Annotated in this window: 23 protein-coding genes; 18 read left to right on the top strand and 5 right to left on the bottom strand. The window is 41.6% G+C overall.

The features are described 5' to 3' along the window. Positions 1–75: 75 nt before the first annotated feature. The 4 genes from EQG49_RS03080 (at position 76) to secG (ending at position 1,788) form a co-directional block, all read left to right on the top strand. Positions 76–273, top strand: coding sequence for a hypothetical protein (locus tag EQG49_RS03080; protein ID WP_133362588.1), 198 nt, complete (start codon positions 76–78; stop codon positions 271–273). A gap of 118 nt (positions 274–391) precedes the next feature. Beyond that, complete coding sequence (locus tag EQG49_RS03075; protein WP_133362587.1) at positions 392–853, top strand: NUDIX hydrolase; 462 nt, start codon at positions 392–394, stop codon at positions 851–853. Positions 854–869: 16 nt separating this feature from the next. Next, positions 870–1,430, top strand: a complete 561-nt coding sequence (locus EQG49_RS03070; RefSeq protein ID WP_133362586.1) for a DNA-3-methyladenine glycosylase I — start codon at positions 870–872, stop codon at positions 1,428–1,430. A gap of 118 nt (positions 1,431–1,548) precedes the next feature. Beyond that, positions 1,549–1,788 carry a preprotein translocase subunit SecG gene (gene secG / locus EQG49_RS03065; RefSeq protein WP_133362585.1) on the top strand — a complete coding sequence of 80 codons (240 nt, stop codon included), beginning with the start codon at positions 1,549–1,551 and terminating at the stop codon, positions 1,786–1,788. A gap of 205 nt (positions 1,789–1,993) precedes the next feature. Here secG and EQG49_RS03060 read toward each other — a convergent pair whose 3' ends face one another. Together EQG49_RS03060 and EQG49_RS03055 are read right to left on the bottom strand one after the other, a co-directional pair. Continuing rightward, the gene (locus EQG49_RS03060) at positions 1,994–2,524 is read right to left on the bottom strand and encodes a transposase (RefSeq protein ID WP_279232832.1); all 531 of its coding nucleotides are present in this window, start codon (positions 2,522–2,524) and stop codon (positions 1,994–1,996) included. Positions 2,525–2,741: 217 nt separating this feature from the next. Continuing rightward, complete coding sequence (locus EQG49_RS03055) at positions 2,742–3,287, bottom strand: hypothetical protein (RefSeq protein ID WP_133362583.1); 546 nt, start codon at positions 3,285–3,287, stop codon at positions 2,742–2,744. A 750-nt stretch (positions 3,288–4,037) separates the two neighbouring features. On the opposite strand from EQG49_RS03055, the gene EQG49_RS03050 reads away from it, so the two are divergent. Genes EQG49_RS03050 through smpB form a run of 3 tightly spaced genes read left to right on the top strand, consistent with a single transcriptional unit; the run spans position 4,038 to position 7,726 of the window. Next, positions 4,038–4,784, top strand: coding sequence for an alpha/beta hydrolase (locus EQG49_RS03050; protein ID WP_133362582.1), 747 nt, complete (start codon positions 4,038–4,040; stop codon positions 4,782–4,784). 32 nt (positions 4,785–4,816) lie between these two features. Then, positions 4,817–7,204 carry a ribonuclease R gene (gene rnr, locus EQG49_RS03045; protein WP_133362581.1) on the top strand — a complete coding sequence of 796 codons (2,388 nt, stop codon included), beginning with the start codon at positions 4,817–4,819 and terminating at the stop codon, positions 7,202–7,204. 54 nt (positions 7,205–7,258) lie between these two features. Further along, entirely contained in the window at positions 7,259–7,726 is a 468-nt protein-coding gene (smpB, locus tag EQG49_RS03040; protein ID WP_133362580.1) for an SsrA-binding protein SmpB, read from the top strand. Positions 7,727–7,871: 145 nt separating this feature from the next. On the opposite strand, the gene EQG49_RS03035 is transcribed toward smpB, so the two are convergent. Beyond that, on the bottom strand, positions 7,872–8,591 hold the full coding sequence (locus EQG49_RS03035; protein ID WP_165964745.1) for a sortase domain-containing protein: 720 nt from the start codon (positions 8,589–8,591) through the stop codon (positions 7,872–7,874). Positions 8,592–8,971: 380 nt separating this feature from the next. Between EQG49_RS03035 and EQG49_RS03030 the strand changes: the two genes are divergently transcribed. Then, on the top strand, positions 8,972–9,304 hold the full coding sequence (locus EQG49_RS03030; protein WP_133362578.1) for a hypothetical protein: 333 nt from the start codon (positions 8,972–8,974) through the stop codon (positions 9,302–9,304). A 463-nt stretch (positions 9,305–9,767) separates the two neighbouring features. Here the strand turns inward: EQG49_RS03030 and EQG49_RS14110 are convergent, their stop codons facing one another. Both EQG49_RS14110 and EQG49_RS14145 read right to left on the bottom strand, forming a co-directional pair. Continuing rightward, positions 9,768–11,042 carry a DUF5776 domain-containing protein gene (locus EQG49_RS14110; RefSeq protein WP_341472811.1) on the bottom strand — a complete coding sequence of 425 codons (1,275 nt, stop codon included), beginning with the start codon at positions 11,040–11,042 and terminating at the stop codon, positions 9,768–9,770. A gap of 279 nt (positions 11,043–11,321) precedes the next feature. Continuing rightward, positions 11,322–12,515 carry a DUF5776 domain-containing protein gene (locus EQG49_RS14145; protein ID WP_243115739.1) on the bottom strand — a complete coding sequence of 398 codons (1,194 nt, stop codon included), beginning with the start codon at positions 12,513–12,515 and terminating at the stop codon, positions 11,322–11,324. A gap of 329 nt (positions 12,516–12,844) precedes the next feature. On the opposite strand from EQG49_RS14145, the gene EQG49_RS03015 reads away from it, so the two are divergent. The 10 genes from EQG49_RS03015 (at position 12,845) to purN (ending at position 23,064) form a co-directional block, all read left to right on the top strand. Next, positions 12,845–13,324 carry a hypothetical protein gene (locus EQG49_RS03015; RefSeq protein ID WP_133362577.1) on the top strand — a complete coding sequence of 160 codons (480 nt, stop codon included), beginning with the start codon at positions 12,845–12,847 and terminating at the stop codon, positions 13,322–13,324. Between the two features lie 1,133 nt (positions 13,325–14,457). Next, positions 14,458–14,946 carry a 5-(carboxyamino)imidazole ribonucleotide mutase gene (gene purE, locus EQG49_RS03010; RefSeq protein ID WP_133362576.1) on the top strand — a complete coding sequence of 163 codons (489 nt, stop codon included), beginning with the start codon at positions 14,458–14,460 and terminating at the stop codon, positions 14,944–14,946. After that, a complete protein-coding gene (gene purK / locus EQG49_RS03005; RefSeq protein WP_133362575.1) occupies positions 14,939–16,054 on the top strand; it encodes a 5-(carboxyamino)imidazole ribonucleotide synthase in 1,116 nt (371 codons plus the stop codon). Before purE ends, purK begins: the two co-directional genes overlap by 8 nt. Beyond that, positions 16,054–16,782: a phosphoribosylaminoimidazolesuccinocarboxamide synthase gene (locus tag EQG49_RS03000; protein ID WP_133362574.1), complete on the top strand. Its 729-nt coding sequence runs from the start codon at positions 16,054–16,056 to the stop codon at positions 16,780–16,782. Before purK ends, EQG49_RS03000 begins: the two co-directional genes overlap by 1 nt. Positions 16,783–16,795: 13 nt before the next feature. After that, the gene (gene purS, locus EQG49_RS02995; protein WP_133362573.1) at positions 16,796–17,050 is read left to right on the top strand and encodes a phosphoribosylformylglycinamidine synthase subunit PurS; all 255 of its coding nucleotides are present in this window, start codon (positions 16,796–16,798) and stop codon (positions 17,048–17,050) included. Positions 17,051–17,110: 60 nt separating this feature from the next. Next, positions 17,111–17,794 (top strand): phosphoribosylformylglycinamidine synthase subunit PurQ, encoded by a 684-nt coding sequence (gene purQ / locus EQG49_RS02990; RefSeq protein ID WP_133362572.1) that lies wholly within the window; start codon positions 17,111–17,113, stop codon positions 17,792–17,794. Next, on the top strand, positions 17,791–20,007 hold the full coding sequence (purL, locus tag EQG49_RS02985) for a phosphoribosylformylglycinamidine synthase subunit PurL (protein ID WP_133362571.1): 2,217 nt from the start codon (positions 17,791–17,793) through the stop codon (positions 20,005–20,007). The genes purQ and purL overlap by 4 nt, the downstream gene beginning before the upstream one ends. Then, positions 19,992–21,458: an amidophosphoribosyltransferase gene (gene purF, locus EQG49_RS02980; protein ID WP_133362570.1), complete on the top strand. Its 1,467-nt coding sequence runs from the start codon at positions 19,992–19,994 to the stop codon at positions 21,456–21,458. The genes purL and purF overlap by 16 nt, the downstream gene beginning before the upstream one ends. After that, positions 21,459–22,499: a phosphoribosylformylglycinamidine cyclo-ligase gene (gene purM / locus EQG49_RS02975; RefSeq protein ID WP_133362569.1), complete on the top strand. Its 1,041-nt coding sequence runs from the start codon at positions 21,459–21,461 to the stop codon at positions 22,497–22,499. After that, complete coding sequence (gene purN, locus EQG49_RS02970; RefSeq protein WP_133362568.1) at positions 22,489–23,064, top strand: phosphoribosylglycinamide formyltransferase; 576 nt, start codon at positions 22,489–22,491, stop codon at positions 23,062–23,064. Before purM ends, purN begins: the two co-directional genes overlap by 11 nt. Positions 23,065–23,067: the final 3 nt, after the last annotated feature.

Below are 23,067 nucleotides of genomic sequence, written 5' to 3'. Positions count from 1 at the left end.
TTTTTGTATTGACGTATGCTAAAATAAATATAAATAAACGGGCGCACTGAGCGACCAAAGTATGGAGTGTGGAAAATGGAAAATATGACCGATGAAGAAGTGTTTGCATTATTAACAAGTAAAATTGAAGAACTTAAACAAGCACAAATTTCAATTAATGATACAAAGGCTGAGTTAGATGCATTGCAAAAAGAATTAGCTAATAAACAAGTTGCCTATGATACGTTGGAAATTGAGCTGCAAAAATTCATGGAAAGTATCGCAACAAAGTAAGGTAGTTGCACTAGTACGCAATTCCAGAATTTAATGATTTTTTTGATTCACTCGATATTTCTTCAAAATTAGTCGGTATACTAGAAAATATTAAAAATAATGAAATTGAGGTGTCAGGATGGCAGAATATATCCACGAATTACGAGCTAAAGTTGGTAACATGCCAGTTATTCTTCCGGTTGCTGGTGGTGCTTTGCGCGACCAAGAAGGACGAATTTTATTACAACGGCGTGAAGAAGGCTTTAAGTGGGGCTTTCCTGGCGGTAATATGGAATATGGTGAATCAGCAGAAAATACGGCAATTCGAGAATACCAAGAAGAAACCGGTTTGAATGTGCGGATTAAACATTTAATTGGTGTCTTTACGGATTATTATGTAACTTATGAAAATGGCGACCAAGCGCAAACCCCAGCGTTTTTCTTTGAAATGGAATACATCAGTGGTGAGCTTAAGCCAAGTTCACATGAAACTGTTGATTTAGCTTGGTTTAGTCCCGATGATTTACCAGAAATTTATAACCAACAGCACGCCCAAATGTTACAATCAGTACTTAATAATGAATATGGTACTTACTTATAAAAAATGAGGAAACATAATGGATAATCGGAAACGGTGCGAATGGGTTGAGGTTGGTAATGAAGCTTATTATCGGTATCATGACGAAGAGTGGGGGCAGCCCCTGTATGATGATCATGAACTATTTGAATTATTATGCATGGAAACCTACCAAGCTGGATTGAGCTGGCAATTAGTCATTAATAAGCGCGACGCATTTCACCGGGCATTTCATGATTATGAGGTCACTAAGGTAGCGGCGATGACAAGTGATGACGTTGAGCTATTAATGGATGATGCTAGTATTATTCGTAATCGCATGAAATTACAGGCAACAATTACGAATGCCCAAGCATTTTTGGCGATTCAACAAGAGTATGGCAGCTTTGCTAAATTTTTCTGGAGTTTCGTTGCTGATAACCCGATTGATCACAAAATTACCGTGATGGGGGATATTCCGACTAAGAATGATTTATCTGAAAGCGTCGCAAAAGCCTTCAAGAAAAAAGGATTCAAGTTTTTAGGACCAGTGTCAATGTATTCATATTTACAAGGTGCTGGCCTGATTAATGACCATGAGCTGAGCTGTGAATGGCATTAATGCTAACAAAGCCTATTAATTCGGTATTTTTCATCAAATAGTCATAGCTTAGCGGCATAAATTATGATAAAGTATATAAATGAATTGTCATTAGACGAGAAAAAAGGAGGCCGCAAAGGTGTATAACGTTCTTTTAGCATTATTAATCGTGGTTAGTGTCTTAATTGTTGTCGCAGTTATGATGCAACCCTCTAAACAACAAGACGCAATGAACGCACTTACTGGTGGTGCCGGTGACTTGTTTGCGGAAAAGAAAGCCCGCGGCTTTGAAGCCGTAATGCAACGTGCAACGGCTGTCTTAGGTACATTATTCTTTGTAATTGCCTTAGCATTAGTTTACTTATCAGCACACAAATAATTGCGATTAAAGCCCTCAGTATTCATTTACTGGGGGTTTTATTGTATTCCGTATTCACACTACTGTTTTCGGGGCTCTGTGTCAAATTCTGTTGGTAGGACTATTTTGGAACTAGAATCTTAATGGATTCTAGTTCCTTTTTTGTTTATTTTGCGAGGATGGAACGAAGTGACATATGAGCCAAATAAATGGAGATTGGGACATCTTAAAAAATCTGACGGATTCGCCAGAGTAAGTGAGCCATATTTTTGTAACCACACGAGTTACGTTTAAGCTGTTTGATTTTGTGGTTCATACCTTCAACACGTCCATTTGAATAGTTCGAGGTGATGCTGTTTTGAATTCCCTTATAATTCTTGGCGAAAGTCGAAATTGCGCTGTCCATATCGTTTCCCATAATCGTGTAATGAGTGATGATGTCTTCGAAACCTGATAAATCTTTGTTATGCATTGCTTTCATAATTTCCTGATATGCAGTCCAAACCTGACCAAATTCAGGATATTCGTCGAAGACGATGCCAATCGCTTGTTCTTGTGTTAGATATTCATTAATTCCACGCATGTAATAAGGTTTCGTTTTTTCGAGATCCTCATACATCATGTGGAAGATTTTCCATTGACTCTTCATGATTTTATAGGCTCGATTATTTTGTTTATCATCAATGCGTTTTTGAATGTTCTTACGAACACTATCCAAGGCGTTACCGATACGCTGAGCGATATGGAAGCCGTCGATAATGATTTTTCTGCGTTTCGAAATAAGAACTTAATGAAAACTGGCGTATTGAGCGTTCATTATCCATGCAAACGTGCTTAACACGCTCCGATTAGCTAGTGAAATCCAAGAAAATATTGTTTGATTGTTTTGTTAGTCGATTGGGCAGTACTTCAAATTGCTTGATTGAAGTGGCATCACACCAAAAAGCTAAACTGATCATTGGCTGAGCGGGAACTCATCCATGGAAATAGCTTTCGGTAATGTTGTTTTTAAAATTGTATTGATACTTGTATTGTCCGCCTTCGTATATTGCGTCATATTCGATTCGTTGTACAGAATTAGGTGAGATATGAAGGTGCTTAGCTACAGTTTTTTCTGTCATCATATCTTCGTTTAGATTCTGTTTTACGATTACTTTCGTGTTTCGTGAAATTTGGCAGTTCTTTTCGAAGTCGGATGACACTGCTGTAAATGTATTACCACAATTCTTACAGTGAAAACGTTGTTTACGCAGCGCTAAGCGCACATCCCACAAGCTCGTGCCAGTGAGTCGCATCTCGGTTGAAGTCCACCCCCAGTGCTCGACGCAATCACGAAAACCACAGTCACTGCATTGGCTAACGGAATAGGTTAAATTAGCGGTATAAATTAAGCATTTATGTCGTTTGTCTCCGCGACCACGATAATCAAAATAGTTCCATTCTCCTGCTTCATTGTCGGTAAAATGGATGTTTTTATCTTTTAAATTTAACTCACGTAAGATACAATTGTCTTGGGACATAATAAATAACCTCGCATACTTTTTGATTTTTGTCGGTTGGAACGTGGTGCTGGACATTTAATATGTCCTTTTTGTTTTGTACATAATTATCTATTCTAGGCTCATCTGTCGCTTTGCTCCACCCTCGCGAAGAACATAAAAAACTGCTGACGGATTTCTCCACCAACAGTAAAAAGTATAGAGCCGTTTTCGGCTCTATTTCGTCTAACACGAAATTTATAAAATGCGATGAGATGTATGATGCCACTGCGTGGAATTATTGATTACCGCTAAACCCACAGCGACAAGGATTACAGCATATTACCAGTTTGGTTTTCTGCTCGAACTAACGAAGTGGCTGGAAACAGGCTGGACTTTAGCTCGCACCGTGATGGCATAATCAGTAACGGGTTTCGTTACTGATTATGGATTTGTGAAGATGGTTACCGCGTTAGCGAACCAAGCTTCGCAAACATTTGAAGACCGTACTGTGGCTTCAAATGCTTGTCTTCCATCACGGTGTCCAGACTGGTTCCAGACACGTAGTGGGAATCAACGTGGGGCGCAACCGAGTTTTGTCCCAGGTCCGAATTTGTTGTATAATGGGAGTGGCAGTAAATTACCGCTTGCCCTTGATACTTTTTATCAGCGCCTAACGCCTGTTGAGAATTGATAAAAGGTGTTGAGCAGTGGTAGTTTATTACCGGAGTAAGGGAAGAGATACGATTGTTAGGGATCTATTGGATATATTCAGACAATGAGGTATTTAGCATGTATCAAAAACCAAAAACATTTTTCTTTGAAGGAAAAAATGCCAATAAAGCAGTGGTGTTATTGCATGGTTATGCAGGCTCAGCCAACGATATGCGTTTACTTGGCCGTTTTTTAGAACGGCAAGGTTATGCTGTGTATTGTCGGAATTTGACGGGGCACGGAACCGGTGAACCACGGGATATCCTAACTGAAGGTGGCTTGGATCAATGGTTACAAGACACGCGGGATTCAGTCAGTTTTGTTCGGGATCGTGGCTATAAGGATATTGCGGTAATCGGTTTATCATTTGGCGGTATCTTAGCGACACGCGCAATGGAAGAGTGCGCTGAAATTCGTTGCGGTGGCACAATTGCGGCCCCCGTAATGTTTAGCGGGAACAATCATATGCCTGAAAAATTTGTTGAATATGCTAATTTGACATATCAAGCTGAAAATTTGTCCAAGACAACAATCGCGCAAAACGATGTTTTCTTGCAAACATACGTCGGCGGTCAACTAAAAGTGATGGAGACACTCGCTAATCAAACAGCCGCACGGGTTGAACGAATTACGAAGCCGTTCTTTATTGCCCAAGGAACTGCAGATGAAATGATTGATCCAAGTAGCGCTGAGATGTTAAAAGAAGCGTTACGGGTACCAGTGACTTTTCATCTGTACAGTGAAGCTGGTCATGTCTTAACCGTTAATAGTGCGCACCATGCGCTGGAAAATGATGTTTTAGCCTTCTTAGATGACAATCTCTAAAAACTTTAGATGAGAGAAAAAAGAGGATTTTCATGAACGAACAAAATTTACAAGAACAACTAGCTAGTTTTTTGAAGGCTAACCACACCCAAAGCTTTTCAGCACAGGTGTTAACTGATGGCTTACGTCTCGATGATGCTAATGCATTTACGAAGGTTGTCCAAGCACTAGCCCAATTGGAACGTGACCATAAAGTGACGGTTAATGAAGCTGGGGAATTTCAATTTGCGCCTGAAAATGTCGTAATTGGGATTTTCCATGGTAATGACAAGGGCTTTGGCTTTGTTAACTTTGATGCAGATGCTTTAGACATCTTTGTCAGCCCAGCCAATACGTTACACGCATTGAACGGCGATGAAGTACAAGCTGAAATTACCCGGAAGTCAAATGATCCCGCTAAGGGTCCTGAAGGTAAGGTTACCGAAATTATTACCCGCAAATATGAAAAAGTTGTGGGTGCTTTCTCAGCAGGTTCTGAAAAAGCCGGTTACATCGGTTCAATTCGCTTAACTGACAAAAAAATTATGTCATACGAATTCTTAGTTAAGGATTCAGGCTTACATCCTCAAGACGGGGAAGTTGTGACTGCTGATGTGGTGACTTACCCAACTGATGAAGCCCCAAAAATTATGGTTGGTGTAGTTACTGAAGTGATTGGTTTCAAGGATGAACCTGGTATTGATATTTTACAAATTGTCTACAATCACGATGTACCTCACGAATTCCCACAAGATGTGTTAGACCAAGCACAACAAATTCCTGATGAAGTGCAAGATTTTGAACGCGTGGGTCGTGAAGATATTACCGACCAACCATTGGTTACAATTGATGATATTTCATCAAAGGATTTGGATGATGCCGTGGTAGTTTGGAAACTTGATAATGGTAATTTCCACTTAGGAGTTCACATTGCCGATGTTTCAAACTATGTCGTTGAAGGAACTCCACTTGACCGCGAAGCATATAATCGTGGTACATCAGTTTACTTGACTGATCGCGTGATTCCAATGTTGCCACGTAATATTTCAAACGGGATTGCTTCATTGAACCCTGGTGTGGAACGTTTGGCAATGTCAGCTGAAATGGAAATCGACCATCATGGGATGATTGTTAACAGTCGTTTGCACACTTCAGTAATGAAGTCGCATGCACGTATGACGTACAAGGCTGTCAATGCAATTTTAACGGACCACGATGCCGAAACCATTGAAGAATACCAAGAATTAGTTCCAATGTTTGAAACCATGCAAGAATTACACGAAATCATGGTAGCAATGCGTAAACGTCGTGGTGCGATTGAATTTGACGCACCTGAAGCTAAAATTATTGTCGATGAAGATGGTAAACCAACTGATATCGAAATTCGAGAACGTGGTTTATCAGAACGGATGATTGAATCATTCATGTTAGCCGCAAATGAAACGGTTGCCGAAACCTTTGATAAGGCGCATGTACCATTCTTATACCGGATTCACGAAACTCCCGATGCTGAACGTGCGAAGAGTTTCTTTGAATTTGTGACTGCCTTAGGTCACCCAGTAAAGGGCGATGTTTCAAAACTGTCACCTAAACTATTCCAAAGCATTTTGAAGGAATTAGCTGGGACACCTGAAGAACAAATGGTATCAACGATGATGCTGCGTTCGATGAAACAAGCTAAATACTCAAATGAACCAGTTGGTCACTTTGGTTTGGGAGCAGAATACTACACCCACTTTACCTCACCAATTCGTCGTTACCCGGATTTGACGGTTCACCGTTTGATTAAGTGGTACGAACAAAACGGGATGGGTGAAGAAGCAACTGCGAAGTACCGTGACAAGTTGGCAACCATTGGTGAAGAAACATCACAAAAAGAACGTCGTGCGGTCGATACTGAACGTGATACAGTTGCTATGAAGAAGGCTGAATTCATGGAAGAACATGTCGGTGAAGAATTTGATGCGGTAATTAATTCAGTCTTGAAATTTGGGATGTTTGTGTCATTAGAAAACACGGTTGAAGGTTTAATCCACATTTCAAATATGACGGATGACTACTACCAATTTATCGAATCACACATGGCTTTAGTTGGTCGTCGTGGTCACCACATTTTCCAAATTGGTCAAACAGTTCGCGTTCGCTTAGTGCGGGTTGATAAAGAACAAAGCGCCCTGGATTTTGTCTTAGTTAATCCAAAGGCAGCACCTACAACCGCATTACGTGCACCTGAAGAAAACCGCGGCGCCTTTGGTAACCGTGGTGACAAGAAACCACATCGTAATGGCGATGGTCCTAAACGTGGCGATAACCGTCACAGTGGTGGTCGTTCATTTGGTTCACGTTCTGGTCAATCATCACACCGTGGCTTTGATAAGAACCGCGGCGGTGGCACTGACAAACGTGGTGGTAACGCAGGCAATAAGGGCGGCCAAAAATAAAAGTGGCGTTCAGCAAACGTGTGTTATGCAATCACAAGTAAGGGAGGTCTAGTAATGGCAAAAAAGCCCAAGCCAACCAATGATTACCTAGCTACAAACAAAAAAGCGCGCCATGATTATGCAATCCTTGATACGTTTGAGGCCGGCATGTCATTAACGGGAACTGAAATCAAATCAGTCCGCGCGGCCAAAATTACGATTGGGGATGGTTTTGTTACCATCCGTAATGGTCAAGCAACCTTAATGAATGTGAATATTGCGTCTTTTGCAGAAGGTAATCAATTTAATGTGGATCCAATGCGTCCGCGCAAGTTACTCCTCCACAAAAAAGAAATTACCCAATTGGCGAAAATCACTCAAGATAAAGGGATTACGATTGTGCCATTGAAAGTTTACTTAAAAAATGGTTTTGCCAAGGTATTAATTGGTACTGCCAAAGGTAAACGCGAATTTGATAAGCGCAATGATCTTAAGAAACGTGATCAAAATCGTGAAATTCAACGCGCTTTAAAAAATCGTTAACTAGTTTAATCAAATAAAATAAACCCTCGGTATTGGATTGAATCCAGTATCGGGGGTTTTCTTGATTCTGTAAATGTGGGCATGAAGTAGGTGCCTCCTTGATAAATAATGGCTGCAGTGACGAGAAAAATGTATCACTTGGAAGTTAGCTTGCGAAGACGATTCGATTAATGCTGTCCGTAATACAAGTTTGCAACGTAATTCGTTCGCCAGGTGTTTCTAAAATATCGTAGTCTTCGTTTTTATTGGTTCTAACATCGGCACCCCAATCGTACATGTTAATGACTTTAGTGACATGATACGTACGTTTGTGGCCTTTGCCATCAACGACTGTTATAGGGTTTCCCTTGTGTAATGACATCACAGGATGGAAGAGCCCAGGATTGTGGCCGATAAAGTGGGATGTTTTTTTATCAGTGGTTGAGCCTGTACCAAACCAAACCCCAGCGGCATTAGTTGGTGCTGCTTTGGCTTGATGATCGGCAACCCAAGGGATGCGATGACCCCTAATTGTAATGGTATTTCTTTTTTGTTTTTTAGTAACATGCGCTTCAAAACGTTCATCGCCATCCTTTGACCGTTGTAGAAGGTGCGACATGTATTTAACATTTTGATTACTCAAAACATGTGTACTTTCATTTTGGGTGAAGTAATTGCGCGCGCTCCCACGAGTGATGGGCATGTCTAATGTCGATTCTTCTTCAGCTGCTTCGACTTGGATAGCACCAAGTTCAGGAATGCTAATTGTTTTAGAATAGATGGTACCGTGATTGGCGGTTAAATGAGTTCCAGTAGTTTGGAAATAGCTGAAACTCATAAATAAACCAAAAGTGATGAGGGGTAGAAGCAAAATTTGCTTTTTCATGATTGGATCCTCCTTCATAGCTTTGTTGGGTTCAGGAGCCCGTATAGCGACCTGAAAGTGTAGCGTATGTGGGGCTCATTCATAAGTGGCTTAATTTAGGCGTCGATTTGGACAATCGTTTAGGTGACCCCTAAGTATCTACCTCTATTTTACCATCTTTGAAGAAAAAACTGTCGTTAGACGAAGTGTCCGTGAAGCGAAAGTGAACGTTTTGTGAATTAGGTACTAAAGCATCGGTAAACATGCGGTCGCAATTTGAATTAAAACACTAAAAAAGTAAATCATGTGCCATTACAACGCATTTTAAGTAAAATGGTTTCGCAAAATATTCACAGCAAACTGATATACTAAAATTAAAGAAGAAACTTTGGAGGAAAATTATGATGATTAGTCTTTCTGTTACCCAGGTGGATGATGACGGGCCGTCGTCATCCACAAATGCATTAACATTTGTGAAATTGCAACGTGAAAATGTCATCTTGGTGGCGCAATCAATTAAGCAAAATGGTGAAGTTGATCAAGAAAATGAAGTTGGTTTTCGGGCCGATTTTGAATGTAGTGAACTAGAAGATATTTTGAAACAAGGTCAAATCGCTGATTTGAGTGGTAAACCATATCAAGTTCAAAGTATTCGTTTTATGTTTAATAATAAGTGCCACGAATTTTTGACGGAAAATTTTGATGTGAAAGTGTCAGAGTACGCTGTGGCATAACTGCAGAAAAAAACGGGCGCTATCCCGTCTGACGTGGGATTGAATAAGATTTGCCACTTCGTGTCTGGAAATTACTTGGCGCACTGCGCTGGAAGCAACCTCACAAGCCAAAATGCGGTCTTGTGAGGTTCGGATAAGCTGGGACTCTAAGGAATAAATTCCTAAGAGCCCTCATCTTATTCCCCCAGTCGCTGTGTAAAGGCTGCGCCCGCCAAGCAATTTCCAGCCACTGCGTTAGTTAGTAATAATTCTCAAACTAGTAAAAAGTAGTCGTAGGATGTTGATTCAATCAAATCAGTTATCGCTGATTTTGTGATGCGCTCAATTGCCCAAGGTAGATTCCGTGGTACGTGAGTATTCTTAAACAAAAGTGCAGAAATGAGAATCCCACGCTAGAATAAATAGCACCAAAAAACGTATGTTACCGCAATTTTAGATTGGGTAGCATACGTTTTTTAGTTGATTATAATGAATTGTAGTAAGCTTGGACGATTGGCAAAAAGTCTTTCATCGTGTAGGTAGTGTTAAACCATGTTTTGGCTGAGGTTGCCCAATAGCCATCTGGATCGGTGTGATCAGTACCACCAAGCCAGTCGGAAACGTTGTGGTGTGACCAAACAGTACCAGTTTTACTTGAAGTTGCCAAGGAAGGCTTTAAGCCGTATTCCTTCAACAAGTAAGCTGTATAATAAGCGGCATTGTTGATTTCTTTAGCAAAGGCATCCTTTGAATGAACGCGAACTTCTTCAAATTGCACGAAGCGTTGATTACCATAGTAACCAGAACCCCAAGCCAAGTAGTTTGTGTTGGCGACATTGATAATATTGTTATCATCGACGAAACTGTGGACAAAGGCATTCGTATAGTGCGCCTTCATGTAAGAAATTTCGCCAGTAATTGTTGAAGTGGGGTTAGCTGTTTCATGAACAACAACTCCATTTGGTTTTGCGTTACTAGTCGTGTATTTGTTTTTTGGGAAACCAGACCAGATGCTTGATGTAATTTTAGCCGGTTGCTTGAAGTGGTTGGCTTGAATATACTTATTGATTTGGTTGCTTGAATCAATCGTAACTACGGCTGGTGCTGGGGGCGTTGTTACTGCAGCTGGGGCAGTAGCGACCGGCGCAGTTGTAGCAGGTGTTGAATCAGTAGTTGCGGGCGTTTGGACAGCACCGACAGTTGTCTTGCTACTAGTTACATAGCCACCTTTAATTTTGAGCCGTGGATAGCCATTTGAACTCCAAGCGATACCCTTGATGGTTATTTGCGTACCAGCTTTTAATTTGCTAACACGGTTAGTGGTGGCAAAAGTAGTTGAGTTGTATAAATATGTTTGCTTATTGAGTTGCATCGTGCCAGTTGCTGAATATAAGTAGTTAGCAATTTTTGGAGTTACTTTACCAAGGGTAGCTTTGTTTGCACGGATATAGCGACCATTTGAAAGTAAGAAAACGGGCACTCGTTTCTTAGCGGTTGCCGTCAACGCTTTAACAGCTAAAAGCGTGTTCTTCTTTTCTGTTTGTGGATTTTGGTTAATTGCCAAATTTGAGTAGCTTTTAGTATTCTTTTTTAAATAAATATTGGCAACTTTATCTTTTGCTTTGTAATATACAATGGCGGTTGTTGCCGCGGATGCTTGGTTATTATCGTGATTAGCTTGGCTGATAGTGATTGCACTTGAAAAGATTAAACCACTGGCCAAGCTAATTTTAATAAATTTTGATAATTTTGATTTCATAAAAGCCTACTCTTTCTGGTTCACCGTTAAAATAGGTGAACATCGTTAACTAATAATAATTATAAAGGAATATAAAACACAACCAAAATAATAACGCTTGAATTACAATAAATTCTAAATTAAGACGATTATGACACATGAATGTTACAAGGTAGCGACATTGTGCATGTATTAATGGCTTGGAAGATGACAATTTGTTTACAAAAAAAAGTAAGTCGCACAAAAGGTTTTAAAGTGCCTTTCATGCGACTTACTATTAACTTAATGTAACGGGATTGATTATAGTGAATTGTAGTAGGCTTGGACGACTGGTAAGAAATCACTCATGGTATAAGTGGTGCTATACCATGTTTTTGCTGATTGCTTCCAATAATCATCGGGATCGGTGTGGTCAGTACCACCCAACCACTTAGAAACGTCGTGGTGTGACCAAACTGTACCAGACCCCTTAGATGTTGCTAGTGATGGTTTTAATCCATATTGCTTCAAAATATAAGCCGTGTAATAGGCGGCATTATTGATTTCTTGGGCAAACGCATCTTTTGAGTGCACCCGAACTTGTTCAAATTGCACGAAGCGTTGGTTACCTTGATAACCGGAACCCCAAGCTAAATATTTTGTGTTAGCAATGTTAATAATATTATTGTTATCAACGAAAGTGTGAACAAAGGCATTTTGGTAGTGCGACTTCATATAACTAATTTCGTTGTTGATAGTCGAATTGGGATTAGCCGTTTCGTGAACCACCACACCTTCAGGCTTACCAGCACCTTTACGGTATTTATTTTTAGGGAATTTTGACCAAATTTTTGATGAAATTGGCGCATTCTTTTTGAAATAGTTTTGTTGGATATACTGGTTAATCGCATTAGTCGAGTTAATGACAACGGCCGGTTTTGGTGGTACAACCAATTTAACAGCTGTCTTGGCACTACTGATGTAGCCGCCTTTAACCTTTAAACGTGGGTAGCCAGAAGTTGTCCAATCAACAGCTGTAATCTTGAGTTGCGTATCGACAGGCAAGGGGCTCAAACGGGTTGCTTTGACAAACTTAACGTCAGGGTAGACATATAACTTTTTGGTTAGTTGCACCGTACTCCCTTTTTTATCAAATAAGTACTTGGCAATGTTTGTGGTGACTTTACCTAAAGTATTCTTTTTTGCTACCACATATTTACCATTTGATAAGCGGAAAACCATAGTGCCTTTTTTGTTTTTCTTGAGGGATTTTACTTTGTAGTAGCTGTTGATTTTGATTTTAGTTGGTTTTTTCTTCAAATTGACATCTTTATATGTCTTCGTGGCTGATTTAACGAAAACATACTTAACCTTATTTTTTGCCTTGAAGTATGTTACTTTGTTGGTTGTCGTAGCGGCATGAACATTAGTAGCAATACTACTAATGCCAAGCCCACTGATGATGACTACGCTGGCAAGGCTGGCTTTGATGATGTGTACTAATTTTATTTTCATTTTTGTGCTCTTTCTTGCGCAGTTTGATAACGTACGCATCTTGGAATTCTTAATATAAAACAATTAACTGCGCAATTTCTGCCTAGCTATGAATGTCTTAATATTGACCGCTATTATTATTACACATTAATGTTACAAAATAACAATGTGTTTGGTTGCATTACCGTTACCAAAAATGCTGATATAAACGGGGTTGTTAGTGCGTAAATGTGAATTTATTGCGATTATATTTCAATTTTTGTTAATTGATGTTTCAAAAACATTTCATTTAGGTTACAATAGATATATTAAGTAAGCAGGTAAATTAACTGCAGGGGATGGGAATTATTATGAAAATGACAAAAAAGATTACAACACTATTGATGGTTATTACAATGTTAGCAGCAGTATGTATTGGAAGCGTTTCAGCAACAATGAATGTTGAAGCAGCGCAAGCAACTGCTAGCAAAAAAGCACCGAAGAAAGTTAAAGCAATTCATAAAAGCCTTCGTGGGACATGGTATTTCTTTGATAAGAAAAATAAAAAACACACCATGAAGATTACTAAGAACACTTTAAAGATTGATAATAAAACTAATAAACTTGGTAAGGGTGGCTTTAACTACTATTCAAGTAAAATTGCTGGTAGCAATGTCCACCAATTGGGCATTAATTACTCAGATTACGGGTTCTCATTCCGCACTAAAAAAGTTAAAATTGGTGGCAAGAAAAAAGCTGCTTTGTTAATGATTAGTGCAGATTACACTGGAACACGAGTACTAACTAAGTCAAAAGCGCACAAAGTTAACTACGGTGATTTTTTCAAATAATAATACAATAGGGTGGGTTAAATAAATCAATCAGGGCGTTTGGCACCCTTTTAATCACACGTTAATAAGCTCGATTTCTACCTTTCAGCGGAAGGAGAAATCGGGCTTTTTTGCGTCGGATTTTTGATTCTATTTATTCGGCTCTATTTCGTCTGACGTGGAATTTATAAAATCCGATGAGATGTATGATGCCACTGCGTGCCTGAAAATCACATTGTGCACCGAGATGGAAGCACATGCCCAAGCCAAAGGGCGGTCTTGGGCAATTCGGGATAGCTGGCAGTCTAATGGCTAAAGCCAAAAGACTGCTCATCTACCCTCAGCGACTAACCTGACATATGATGTCAAGTTAGTCCCATTTCGGTGTAAAGCCTAGCGGCCACAATGTGATTTTCAGTCACTCCGCTAGATAAGCGTGGAATTATCGCTAAACTTGCAGCGACAAGGATTACGGCATATTACTAGTCAGAATATCTACGCAAACTAACGAAGAGGCTGGAACCAGGCTGGACTTTAGCTCGCACCGTGATGGCATAATCAGTAACGGGTTTCGTTACTGATTATGGATTTGTGAAGATGGTTGCCGCGTTAGCGAACCAAGCTTCGCAAACATTTGAAGACCGCACTGTGGCTTCAAATGCTTGTCTTCCATCACGGTGTCCAGACTGGTTCCAGCATCGTAGTGGGAATCAATCTGAGACACATATCCAAATTCTACGCTAGAAAAAATTTAGCCATTTATTCTAGCGTGGGATTGTCGGTTCCGTACTTTTCAATTATTAAATTATTGGGCTTCTATTGTCAGTTTTTTTCCATGCCATTGCGACCTATGGTGTGGTTAGCGTAAATGAAACTGTAGTATAAGCTGATGGATTTGGAGTGGGGTACTAAATGTGTAAAGTGTGTAAAGTATTGATAAAATCGTTCGCGATGCAGGTTTGGCAAAATGGCTGAACGTGGGTGTTTTTAGGGGGATTGTTGGATTGGTTTTAATCTAAAAACGAACATTAAAGAAAAGATAGCGAAAAAACGTACGTTAAAAGTATTGAAAATTACGAAAAACTACGTTAACATTGTCCGTGGATAGAAAAATACGGAATGAAACACGAACGTTAGAGAGCGGGGTTGAATTGATGGTTCAGGTTGCAGTAGTTATGGGATCAATTTCGGATTGGCCAACGATGCACATGGCGACAGACATATTATCTCAATTAGGTGTGACGTTTGAAAAAAGAATTATCTCAGCACATCGGATGCCAGCACAGTTACAAGAATTTGGACTAGCTGCTAATGAACGTGGCTTACAGGTGATTATTGCGGGTGCTGGTGGGGCGGCCCATTTGCCAGGCATGCTTGCGGCAAATACTACAGTGCCTGTTATTGGGGTACCAATTCAGAGTAAAGCAATGAATGGTCTTGACTCATTGTTATCAATCGTACAGATGCCAGCAGGCGTGCCTGTCGCAACGGTTGCGATTGGCAATGCTGGCGCAAAAAATGCGGGGATCTTAGCAAGCCAAATTATTGCTTTGCAAGATAATACCGTAGCCCAAGCATTAATGGACTTTCGGGCAGCCCAAACCCAAGCTTCAATTGAAAGCGAGGCACAGCTGGATGATTAAAACAATCTTACCACCAGCAACGATTGGTATTATTGGTGGCGGTCAGTTGGGGCAGATGTTAGCTCAAAGTGCTAAGGCAATGGGGTATAAAGTGGGTGTGTTAGATCCAACACCAGCTAGCCCGGCAGGACAAGTTAGTGATTTTGAAATCAATGCACCATACGATGACTTAGCCGCGTTAACTGACTTAGCCAAACGCAGTGATGTCCTAACTTATGAATTTGAAAATGTTGATTTGGCAGCGCTAACGCAAGTACTGCCATTCACCGAAATCCCACAAGGTACTGAATTATTACGTGTAACACGGAACCGGATTACGGAAAAGACGTTCCTGCACGAATTAGGCATTCCCACGGTTAACTTTCTGGTAATTGATGAGCATCTGCCAAGTGAAGCAGTAATCAAAGCAATTTTGCCAGGAATCTTAAAAACAACCACGGGTGGTTATGACGGACATGGGCAGCGTGATATTGCTAATGTTGATGATTTACAAGCTGCCAGTGATCTATACGCTGCGGTGCCCGCAATCTTGGAACAGCGAACAAGTTTTATCAAAGAAGTATCGGTGATGGTGACTCGCGATGGGAATGACGAAGTTCACATTTGGCCGGTTGTTGAAAATTTTCATGCCCAGCATGTGTTACAAAAAACACTAGCGCCCGCCTTAGTTGCCCCTAGTGTTCAAATGCAAATTGATACGATTGCAACGAAGCTCGCAAACAAGTTAGACCTTCGCGGTGTATTGGGAATTGAAATGTTTGTGACCGCCGACCAGCAAGTTTTAGTTAATGAATTAGCACCACGGCCCCATAATTCAGGTCACTATTCAATTGAAGCGATGAATGTTTCGCAATTTGAAGGTCATATTCGCAGTATTGTCGGCTTACCAATTCAACCACTTGAATTGATGAAGCCGGCATTGATGATTAACTTGTTAGGCACACAACTGACCCGAGCACGACTAGCATTACATGCGCACCCAGAATGGCATTTTCATGATTATGGGAAGGGTGAAATTCGACCAATGCGTAAACTTGGTCATTTCACAGTTTTAGGGGAAATCGCAATTAGTAAAAATATTGATTGGTTAACAGATAAGGGGGAATGATGGAAAAACGAACGCTCATCTATGAAGGTAAAGCAAAACAAGTTTTTACGACGGATAACGCCGATGTACTTTGGATTCATTATTTAGACCAAGCCACGGCTTTGAATGGGAAGCGTAAAGAACAAATTGCGGATAAAGGTCGGATTAACAGCGCAATTTCTGCCTTGCTGTTTAATTATTTAACTGCTCAAGGAATTACCAATCATCATCAGCAACAATTATCCCCAACCGACGAATTAGTCACCAAGGTTAAGATTACTCCGGTTGAAGTTGTTGTGCGGAATTTTGCGGCGGGACATTTTGTCACTAGATATGGTGTGGCACCAATGATGGAGCTACGGCCGGCGGTTCACGAATTTTATTACAAGAGTGATGAACTCGATGATCCCTTCATGAATGATGAGCAATTGGTCGCACTCAACATCGCGCCACAACGTGAATTAGATGAGTTACGAGTGATTGCGGATCAGGTGAATGTAATACTTACGGAAGCGTTTAGAGCCATCGATATTAAACTAATTGACTTTAAATTAGAATTTGGCTACACGGCTACGAATCAGCTGATTTTAGCAGATGAGTTATCCCCAGATAATATGCGCCTCGTTGATTTAAATACAGGTGCTTCACTGGATAAAGATATTTTTCGGCAACAAAGTGGGGATGTCTTGACTGGTTACAAAATTGTCTTAGAACGTTTAACTAACTATTTAACTGCCAATCAATTATAACGAGGAAGAAAACATGTATTTAGCAAAAATTTATGTGACTTACAAGCCTTCAATTCTTGACCCCAAAGGTGAAACCGTAAAAGATGCCTTACACCGGATGGAATATGCGGATGTCCAAGATGTCGTGATGGGCAAATATTTTGAAATCAAACTTGATAATAGTGATGTCAATCAAGTTGCTAAAGAAGTTGAAGCATTTAGTCAACAGTTACTAATTAACGTCAACATGGAAGTATTCCGCTACGAACTCGAAAAAATTGAAGGGTGAAATGTGTCTTACCTACGTCAGGCTTAATGGGTACAAACACAATCAAGAGGTAACTGAAAAATGAAAGCAGCCGTAATTACTTTTCCTGGTTCAAATTGTGATTATGATATGTACTATGCGCTCCATGATGAGTTTGGAATTGAGACAACAATCATTCCAGCAACCACGACAGATTTAAGTGCTTATGACGCGATTTTTTTACCAGGTGGCTTCTCGTATGGTGATTATTTACGAACGGGGGCAATTGCTCGATTTTCACCAGTTATGGATGCGTTAATCACGGCAAATCAGCAAGGTAAAATTATTGTTGGTATCTGTAATGGTTTCCAGATTTTAACGGAAGCAGGACTATTACCAGGTGCGTTACAAACTAATATTCAGCCGGGCTTTATCTGTGATGAAACTGGCTTAACGATTGCAAATGCTACGACAACTTTCACTAATGCATTTGAAACACCAACCATCAAGTTGCCAATCGCACATGGTGAAGGTAATTACTATGTGGACGAAGCGCAATTGGCAGAGTTACAAGGCAATAATCAGATTCTGTTCGCATATACTGATAATCCCAATGGTTCCGTGGCAAATATTGCTGGGGTGATGAATAAAGCCGGTAATGTCTTTGGAATGATGCCGCACCCCGAACGTGCAGTTGACGAGTTATTAGGAAATACTGATGGACGGGCATTTTTCCAATCAATTCTGGCTAGTTTAGCAACACACTTGGAGGTTAGCAACGTATGACTTTGACTTACACTGAACCAACACCAGTTCAAATTCGTGATGAAAAAATTTACTTGCCCTGGGGGCTAACAGAAGCTGAATATCAATTAGCAACTGATAAACTAGGGCGCTTGCCTAACTATACTGAAACGGGATTGTTTGCAGCAATGTGGAGCGAACACGTTTCGTATAAGAAATCAAAACCAGTCTTACGAAAATTTTGGTCGCAAAATGAACGTGTTTTGCAAGGGCCAGGTGAGGGTGCCGGGATATTAGATATCGGCGACAATCAGGCGGTGGTTTTCAAAGCCGAAAGTCATAACCACCCGTCGGCAGTGGAACCGTATGAAGGAGCAGCTACGGGTGTTGGTGGAATCTTGCGTGATATTTTTTCAATGGGTGCTCAACCAATTGCCGTCCTCGATAGCTTACGGTTCGGGGAAATTGATAACGAACATACAAAATATTTAATTAATGAAATTGTTGCCGGTATTGCGGGTTATGGGAATGCGATTGGGATTCCAACAGTCGGTGGTGAAATCGGTTTTGATAAGACTTATGCGGGGAACCCATTGGTGAATGTTATGGCAGTCGGGCTGCTTGATCAAGACGCGATGCAAGTTGGCCAAGCGCGTGGAGTTGATAACTCAATTTTATACGTTGGCGCCAAGACTGGACGTGACGGAATTCACGGGGCGACGTTTGCCTCGGCAGCATTTAGCGACGAAGCCGAAGCTGATCGTTCCGCCGTCCAAGTTGGTGATCCGTTTACAGAAAAGCTCGTAATGGATGCCACAATTGCGATTGTGCGTGACCATGCAGACATCGTGGTCGGCATTCAAGATATGGGAGCAGCTGGGTTAGTTTCTTCTTCAGCAGAAATGGCTTCTAAAGCCGGGATGGGAATTCAGTTGAACCTGGACCTTGTCCCTCAACGTGAAACAGGTATGACACCGTATGAGTTAATGCTTTCTGAATCACAAGAGCGGATGTTACTTGTCATTAAGCAAGGGCATGAGCAAGAAGCAATTGATGTGTTTGCGAACGCTGGTCTGGATGCCGTGGTGATTGGGAAAGTGACGGATGACGGCCAATATCGTTTAGATTTTAAAGGTGAAACGGTTGCCGATATCGATGCGCAAACTTTAACGAAAGCGCCTAAATACGAATTACCCGCAAAAAAGCCTGCCCGTATTAGCAATGCTAATCCAGCTCAATATCAACCGGTCATTACGGATTTACAAGCAACGTTCTTGCAAATGTTAGCGCAGCCAACCATTGCTTCCAAGGCTGATTTATTCCGGCACTTTGATTCGATGGTACGCACTAATACGGTGGTGAAGCCAGGAAGTGATGCGGCCGTCGTCCGGATTCGCGGGACGAAAAAAGCCCTCGCAATGACGACGGATGTCAATGGGCGCTACTTATATTTAGATCCATTTATCGGTGGGCAAATAGCGATGGCTGAAGCAGCGCGTAACATTATTGCTTCAGGGGCAGAACCCATTGGTATTACTGATTGCTTGAATTTTGGTAATCCCGATAAGCCAGAAGTTTATTACGAACTTGATCAAGCAGTTCAAGGAATTACTGACTTTGCGAAACGGTTGAATACACCGGTGATTTCGGGAAATGTTTCACTCTACAACGAGTACAACGGTGAGGATATTTACCCAACACCGATGATTGGCATGGTTGGGTTGCACACGGATGTCGTCCATATTACGACGCAAACCGTGAAAAATGCAGATGACTTAATTTATGTGATTGGTAACACGACCGATGCATATAATGGTACCGAAATTCAAAAGATGCTCGCCGGTGAAATCAGTGGCCGTTTGTTTGATTTTGATGCGGCAGCAGAACAACGCAATCAACAAATTGTTTTACAAGCGATTCGCGCTGGCTTAATCAACAGCGCCCACGATTTGGCGGAAGGCGGCTTAGCGGTTGGCCTCGCTGAAATTGTATTTGGCACAGAATTTGGCTTGGTCGCACGCTTCGATGGTTCAGCTGCCCAACTCTTCAGCGAAACACAAGGACGCTTTGTCGTATCTGTAAATCCGGCCAAACAAACTGAATTTGAAAAACTTGTTGGCTCACAAGCAACGTTATTAGGCCATGTTAGCGCAGAACAAAATATTGTAATTACAGCAAATGACGCACAGTTGAATGTCACAGCAAAACAAGCATACGCAACTTGGAAGGACGCAATTTCATGGCTATTAAAGTAATGGGCCAAGATACAAAAGGCTTAAATGAAGAATGTGGTATTTTTGGTGTTTGGGGTGTCAACGAAGCGGCTGACATGACGTATTATGGCCTACACGCATTACAACACCGCGGGCAAGAAGGTGCGGGAATTGTTGGCCGACAAAACGGAAAATTACGGCAAGAACGTGGCTTAGGTTTGTTAGCAGATGTCTTTGGTCGTGGGACCGCGCTCCAAAATTTAGCTGGTAGTGATGCTGCCGTTGGCCACGTACGGTACGCAACTTCAGGTTCAAACGGGATTGAAAATATTCAACCACTGTTGGCGCACTTTAGCGATAGTCAAATTGCTTTAGCACACAATGGTAACTTAACTAATCAATTCACGCTGCGCAAACAATTAGAAACCGATGGCGCGATTTTCCAATCAAGTTCAGATTCAGAAATTCTGTTACATCTGATTCGCCGGTCGCCTGCAGAAACGATGGGCGCAAAGATTAAGGACGCTTTGAATCAAGTTCATGGGGGCTTTGCTTTCCTATTATTAACACCCGATGCGTTGTATGCGGCCTTGGATCCGCACGGCTTTCGGCCATTTGTTATCGGGCAAGTTGATGGTGGTCAATATGTGGTCACTAGTGAAACAGCAGCGCTAAATGTTGTGGGTGCAAAATTTGTTCGCGATGTCCAACCGGGTGAATTAGTCACAATTGATGATGCCGGCATGCACATTGATCATTTTACAGAAAATACCGCGTTGCAAATTGATTCAATGGAATATATCTATTTTGCCCGCCCCGATTCAGATATATACGGAGTTAATGTGCATACGGCTCGCAAACGAATGGGGGCAACTTTGGCCGCAGAACATGCCGTGGATGCTGATATTGTCGTTGGTGTGCCTAACTCATCACTATCAGTCGCTTCTGGTTATGCCGAAGCAACTGGCTTGCCAAATGAAATGGGCTTGGTTAAGAATCAATACATTGCGCGGACTTTTATTGAACCAACCCAAGACCGCCGAGAACGGGCAGTCCGAATGAAGCTCTCGTCAGTTCGCGGAGTCGTTGCAGGTAAGCGGGTTGTTTTAGTGGATGATTCAATTGTGCGTGGGACGACGTCAATGTACATTGTGCGGATGCTCCGCGAGGCTGGTGCTAGTGAAGTGCACGTGCGGATTGGCTCACCACGTTTCCGGTTTCCATCATTTTATGGCATTGATATGCAAACCACTGAGGAATTGATGGCTGCTAACCATTCATTAGCCGAAATGACGGCGATGATTGGCGCCGATAGTTTAGAATTTTTAAGCGTGGATGGGTTGGTTGATGCGATTGGTTTAAAAACGGAACAAGGAACAGGGTTAACGACGGCTTACTTTGATGGCCACTATCCATCACCAATTTATGATTACGCACCAGCAATGCAACCATTTGTAGATGCTGGGGTAGTTGATTTTATGGAGGAACCTTAGATGACAGATGCATATGCCGCCGCAGGGGTGGATATTACCGCAGGAAACCGCGCTGTTGAGCTGATGAAAGTCGATGTAGAAGCAACGCATAATGATAATGTTCTAAGCGGACTGGGTGGCTTTGGCAGTCTGTTTAGGTTACCAACCGGCTATGAACAACCAGTTTTAGTTGCGGGCAGTGATGGTGTCGGTTCTAAATTATTGCTAGCGATTGAAGCTAATCAACATCACACCGTTGGCCAAGATTTGGTGGCGATGGTTGCAAATGATATTTTAGCGCAAGGTGCCAAACCATTGTTCATGCTGGATTATCTAGGTATCGACAAAGTCCGGCCGGAACATGTTAGCGAAGTTGTCCGTGGAATTGCTCAGGCGTGTCAAGCGACTGGGATGGCATTAATTGGGGGCGAAACGGCTGAACTACCAGCAATGTATGCACCCAAGCATTATGATTTAGCCGGTTTTGCCGTCGGTATCGCCGATCAAGCAAAACTCTTGAATCCAGCCAATGTGCAAGCGGGGGATGTTGTATTGGGAATTGCCTCAAATGGGCTCCATTCAAATGGGTTTTCATTGGTCCGCCAATTGTTACTGACGAACCAGCAACGTGATTTCAAAGATTTACCACAAGCGCAACAAGTGGCCTTGCTGAAACCAACCCGGTTGTATGTTAAGAATGTCCTACCCGTAATTGAGGCGGGCTTAGTAGTTGGGGCAGCACATATTACGGGTGGCGGCCTCGTTGAAAATTTACCGCGAACATTGCCAGCACATTTACAAGCTAACCTAGAATGTTCCAGTTGGCACATTCCTAAGATATTTGCCGAACTAGCCCAAGTAGGAAACGTGAGTGATGCTGATATGTTACGTACCTTTAATTTAGGTATCGGGTTTGTCCTAGTCGTCCATCCTGAAGATGTGGCCAAAGTAATTAACAAGTTGCAACATTCATTGGAACAAGTGACACGAATTGGTGTGATTGGTGAAAAAACTGGAACAGATGCAATTGTGATGGAAGGAAAGTTGAATTATGAATACTAAACTGGCCATCTTTGCTTCTGGAACCGGGACTAATTTTGTCGCCTTAGCTGATGCGATTACGGCCCAACAATTGCCTGCTCAAATTGTGTTGTTAGTGGTTGATCACCCCGATATTGCGGTGATTGAACGCGCCAAAGAACGCAATGTGCCAGCCTTTTATCTTAATTATAAAAGTTTTCCAAACAAACAAGCGGCCGAATTGGCGTTGGTCGCAAAGCTACAAGCTGCTAGTGTTGATTTGATTTTATTAGCAGGTTATATGCGAATTTTAACGCCAACGCTATTGGATATTTATCCTAAGCGTGTGATTAATATTCACCCCGCCTTACTACCAAATTTTCCTGGGCGTCACGGAATTTTAGATGCATTCAATGCCGGTGTCACAGAAACGGGTGTCACAGTCCATTATGTCGATGCCGGCATTGATACCGGTGAAATTATCCAACAAGCGGTTGTGCCAATTGAAGCCGGAAAAGGATTGGCAGCCCTTGAAACTCAGATCCATGCAGTTGAACATGAACTTTATCCCACAGTCCTAGCACAGTTAATCACAACGGAGGATTAATAA

This window comes from Periweissella cryptocerci (genome assembly GCF_004358325.1).
Taxonomy (GTDB): Bacteria; Bacillota; Bacilli; order Lactobacillales; family Lactobacillaceae; genus Periweissella; species Periweissella cryptocerci.
This window is presented reverse-complemented; position numbering and strand designations above follow the sequence as displayed.

Bases quoted from the DNA above. Each gene is read 5' to 3' on its own strand.
- purE (WP_133362576.1), top strand. From the start codon at position 14,458: ATGGTTCAGGTTGCAGTAGTTATGGGATCAATTTCGGATTGGCCAACG.
- purF (WP_133362570.1), top strand. From the start codon at position 19,992: ATGGCTATTAAAGTAATGGGCCAAGATACAAAAGGCTTAAATGAAGAA.
- EQG49_RS03030 (WP_133362578.1), top strand. From the start codon at position 8,972: ATGATGATTAGTCTTTCTGTTACCCAGGTGGATGATGACGGGCCGTCG.
- EQG49_RS03080 (WP_133362588.1), top strand. From the start codon at position 76: ATGGAAAATATGACCGATGAAGAAGTGTTTGCATTATTAACAAGTAAA.
- purK (WP_133362575.1), top strand. From the start codon at position 14,939: ATGATTAAAACAATCTTACCACCAGCAACGATTGGTATTATTGGTGGC.
- EQG49_RS03050 (WP_133362582.1), top strand. From the start codon at position 4,038: ATGTATCAAAAACCAAAAACATTTTTCTTTGAAGGAAAAAATGCCAAT.
- EQG49_RS03075 (WP_133362587.1), top strand. From the start codon at position 392: ATGGCAGAATATATCCACGAATTACGAGCTAAAGTTGGTAACATGCCA.
- EQG49_RS14145 (WP_243115739.1), bottom strand. From the start codon at position 12,515: ATGAAAATAAAATTAGTACACATCATCAAAGCCAGCCTTGCCAGCGTA.
- EQG49_RS03055 (WP_133362583.1), bottom strand. From the start codon at position 3,287: ATGTCCCAAGACAATTGTATCTTACGTGAGTTAAATTTAAAAGATAAA.
- purN (WP_133362568.1), top strand. From the start codon at position 22,489: ATGAATACTAAACTGGCCATCTTTGCTTCTGGAACCGGGACTAATTTT.
- EQG49_RS03035 (WP_165964745.1), bottom strand. From the start codon at position 8,591: ATGAAAAAGCAAATTTTGCTTCTACCCCTCATCACTTTTGGTTTATTT.
- EQG49_RS03070 (WP_133362586.1), top strand. From the start codon at position 870: ATGGATAATCGGAAACGGTGCGAATGGGTTGAGGTTGGTAATGAAGCT.
- rnr (WP_133362581.1), top strand. From the start codon at position 4,817: ATGAACGAACAAAATTTACAAGAACAACTAGCTAGTTTTTTGAAGGCT.
- EQG49_RS03000 (WP_133362574.1), top strand. From the start codon at position 16,054: ATGGAAAAACGAACGCTCATCTATGAAGGTAAAGCAAAACAAGTTTTT.
- EQG49_RS03015 (WP_133362577.1), top strand. From the start codon at position 12,845: ATGAAAATGACAAAAAAGATTACAACACTATTGATGGTTATTACAATG.
- EQG49_RS14110 (WP_341472811.1), bottom strand. From the start codon at position 11,042: ATGAAATCAAAATTATCAAAATTTATTAAAATTAGCTTGGCCAGTGGT.
- purM (WP_133362569.1), top strand. From the start codon at position 21,459: ATGACAGATGCATATGCCGCCGCAGGGGTGGATATTACCGCAGGAAAC.
- purL (WP_133362571.1), top strand. From the start codon at position 17,791: ATGACTTTGACTTACACTGAACCAACACCAGTTCAAATTCGTGATGAA.
- purQ (WP_133362572.1), top strand. From the start codon at position 17,111: ATGAAAGCAGCCGTAATTACTTTTCCTGGTTCAAATTGTGATTATGAT.
- purS (WP_133362573.1), top strand. From the start codon at position 16,796: ATGTATTTAGCAAAAATTTATGTGACTTACAAGCCTTCAATTCTTGAC.
- smpB (WP_133362580.1), top strand. From the start codon at position 7,259: ATGGCAAAAAAGCCCAAGCCAACCAATGATTACCTAGCTACAAACAAA.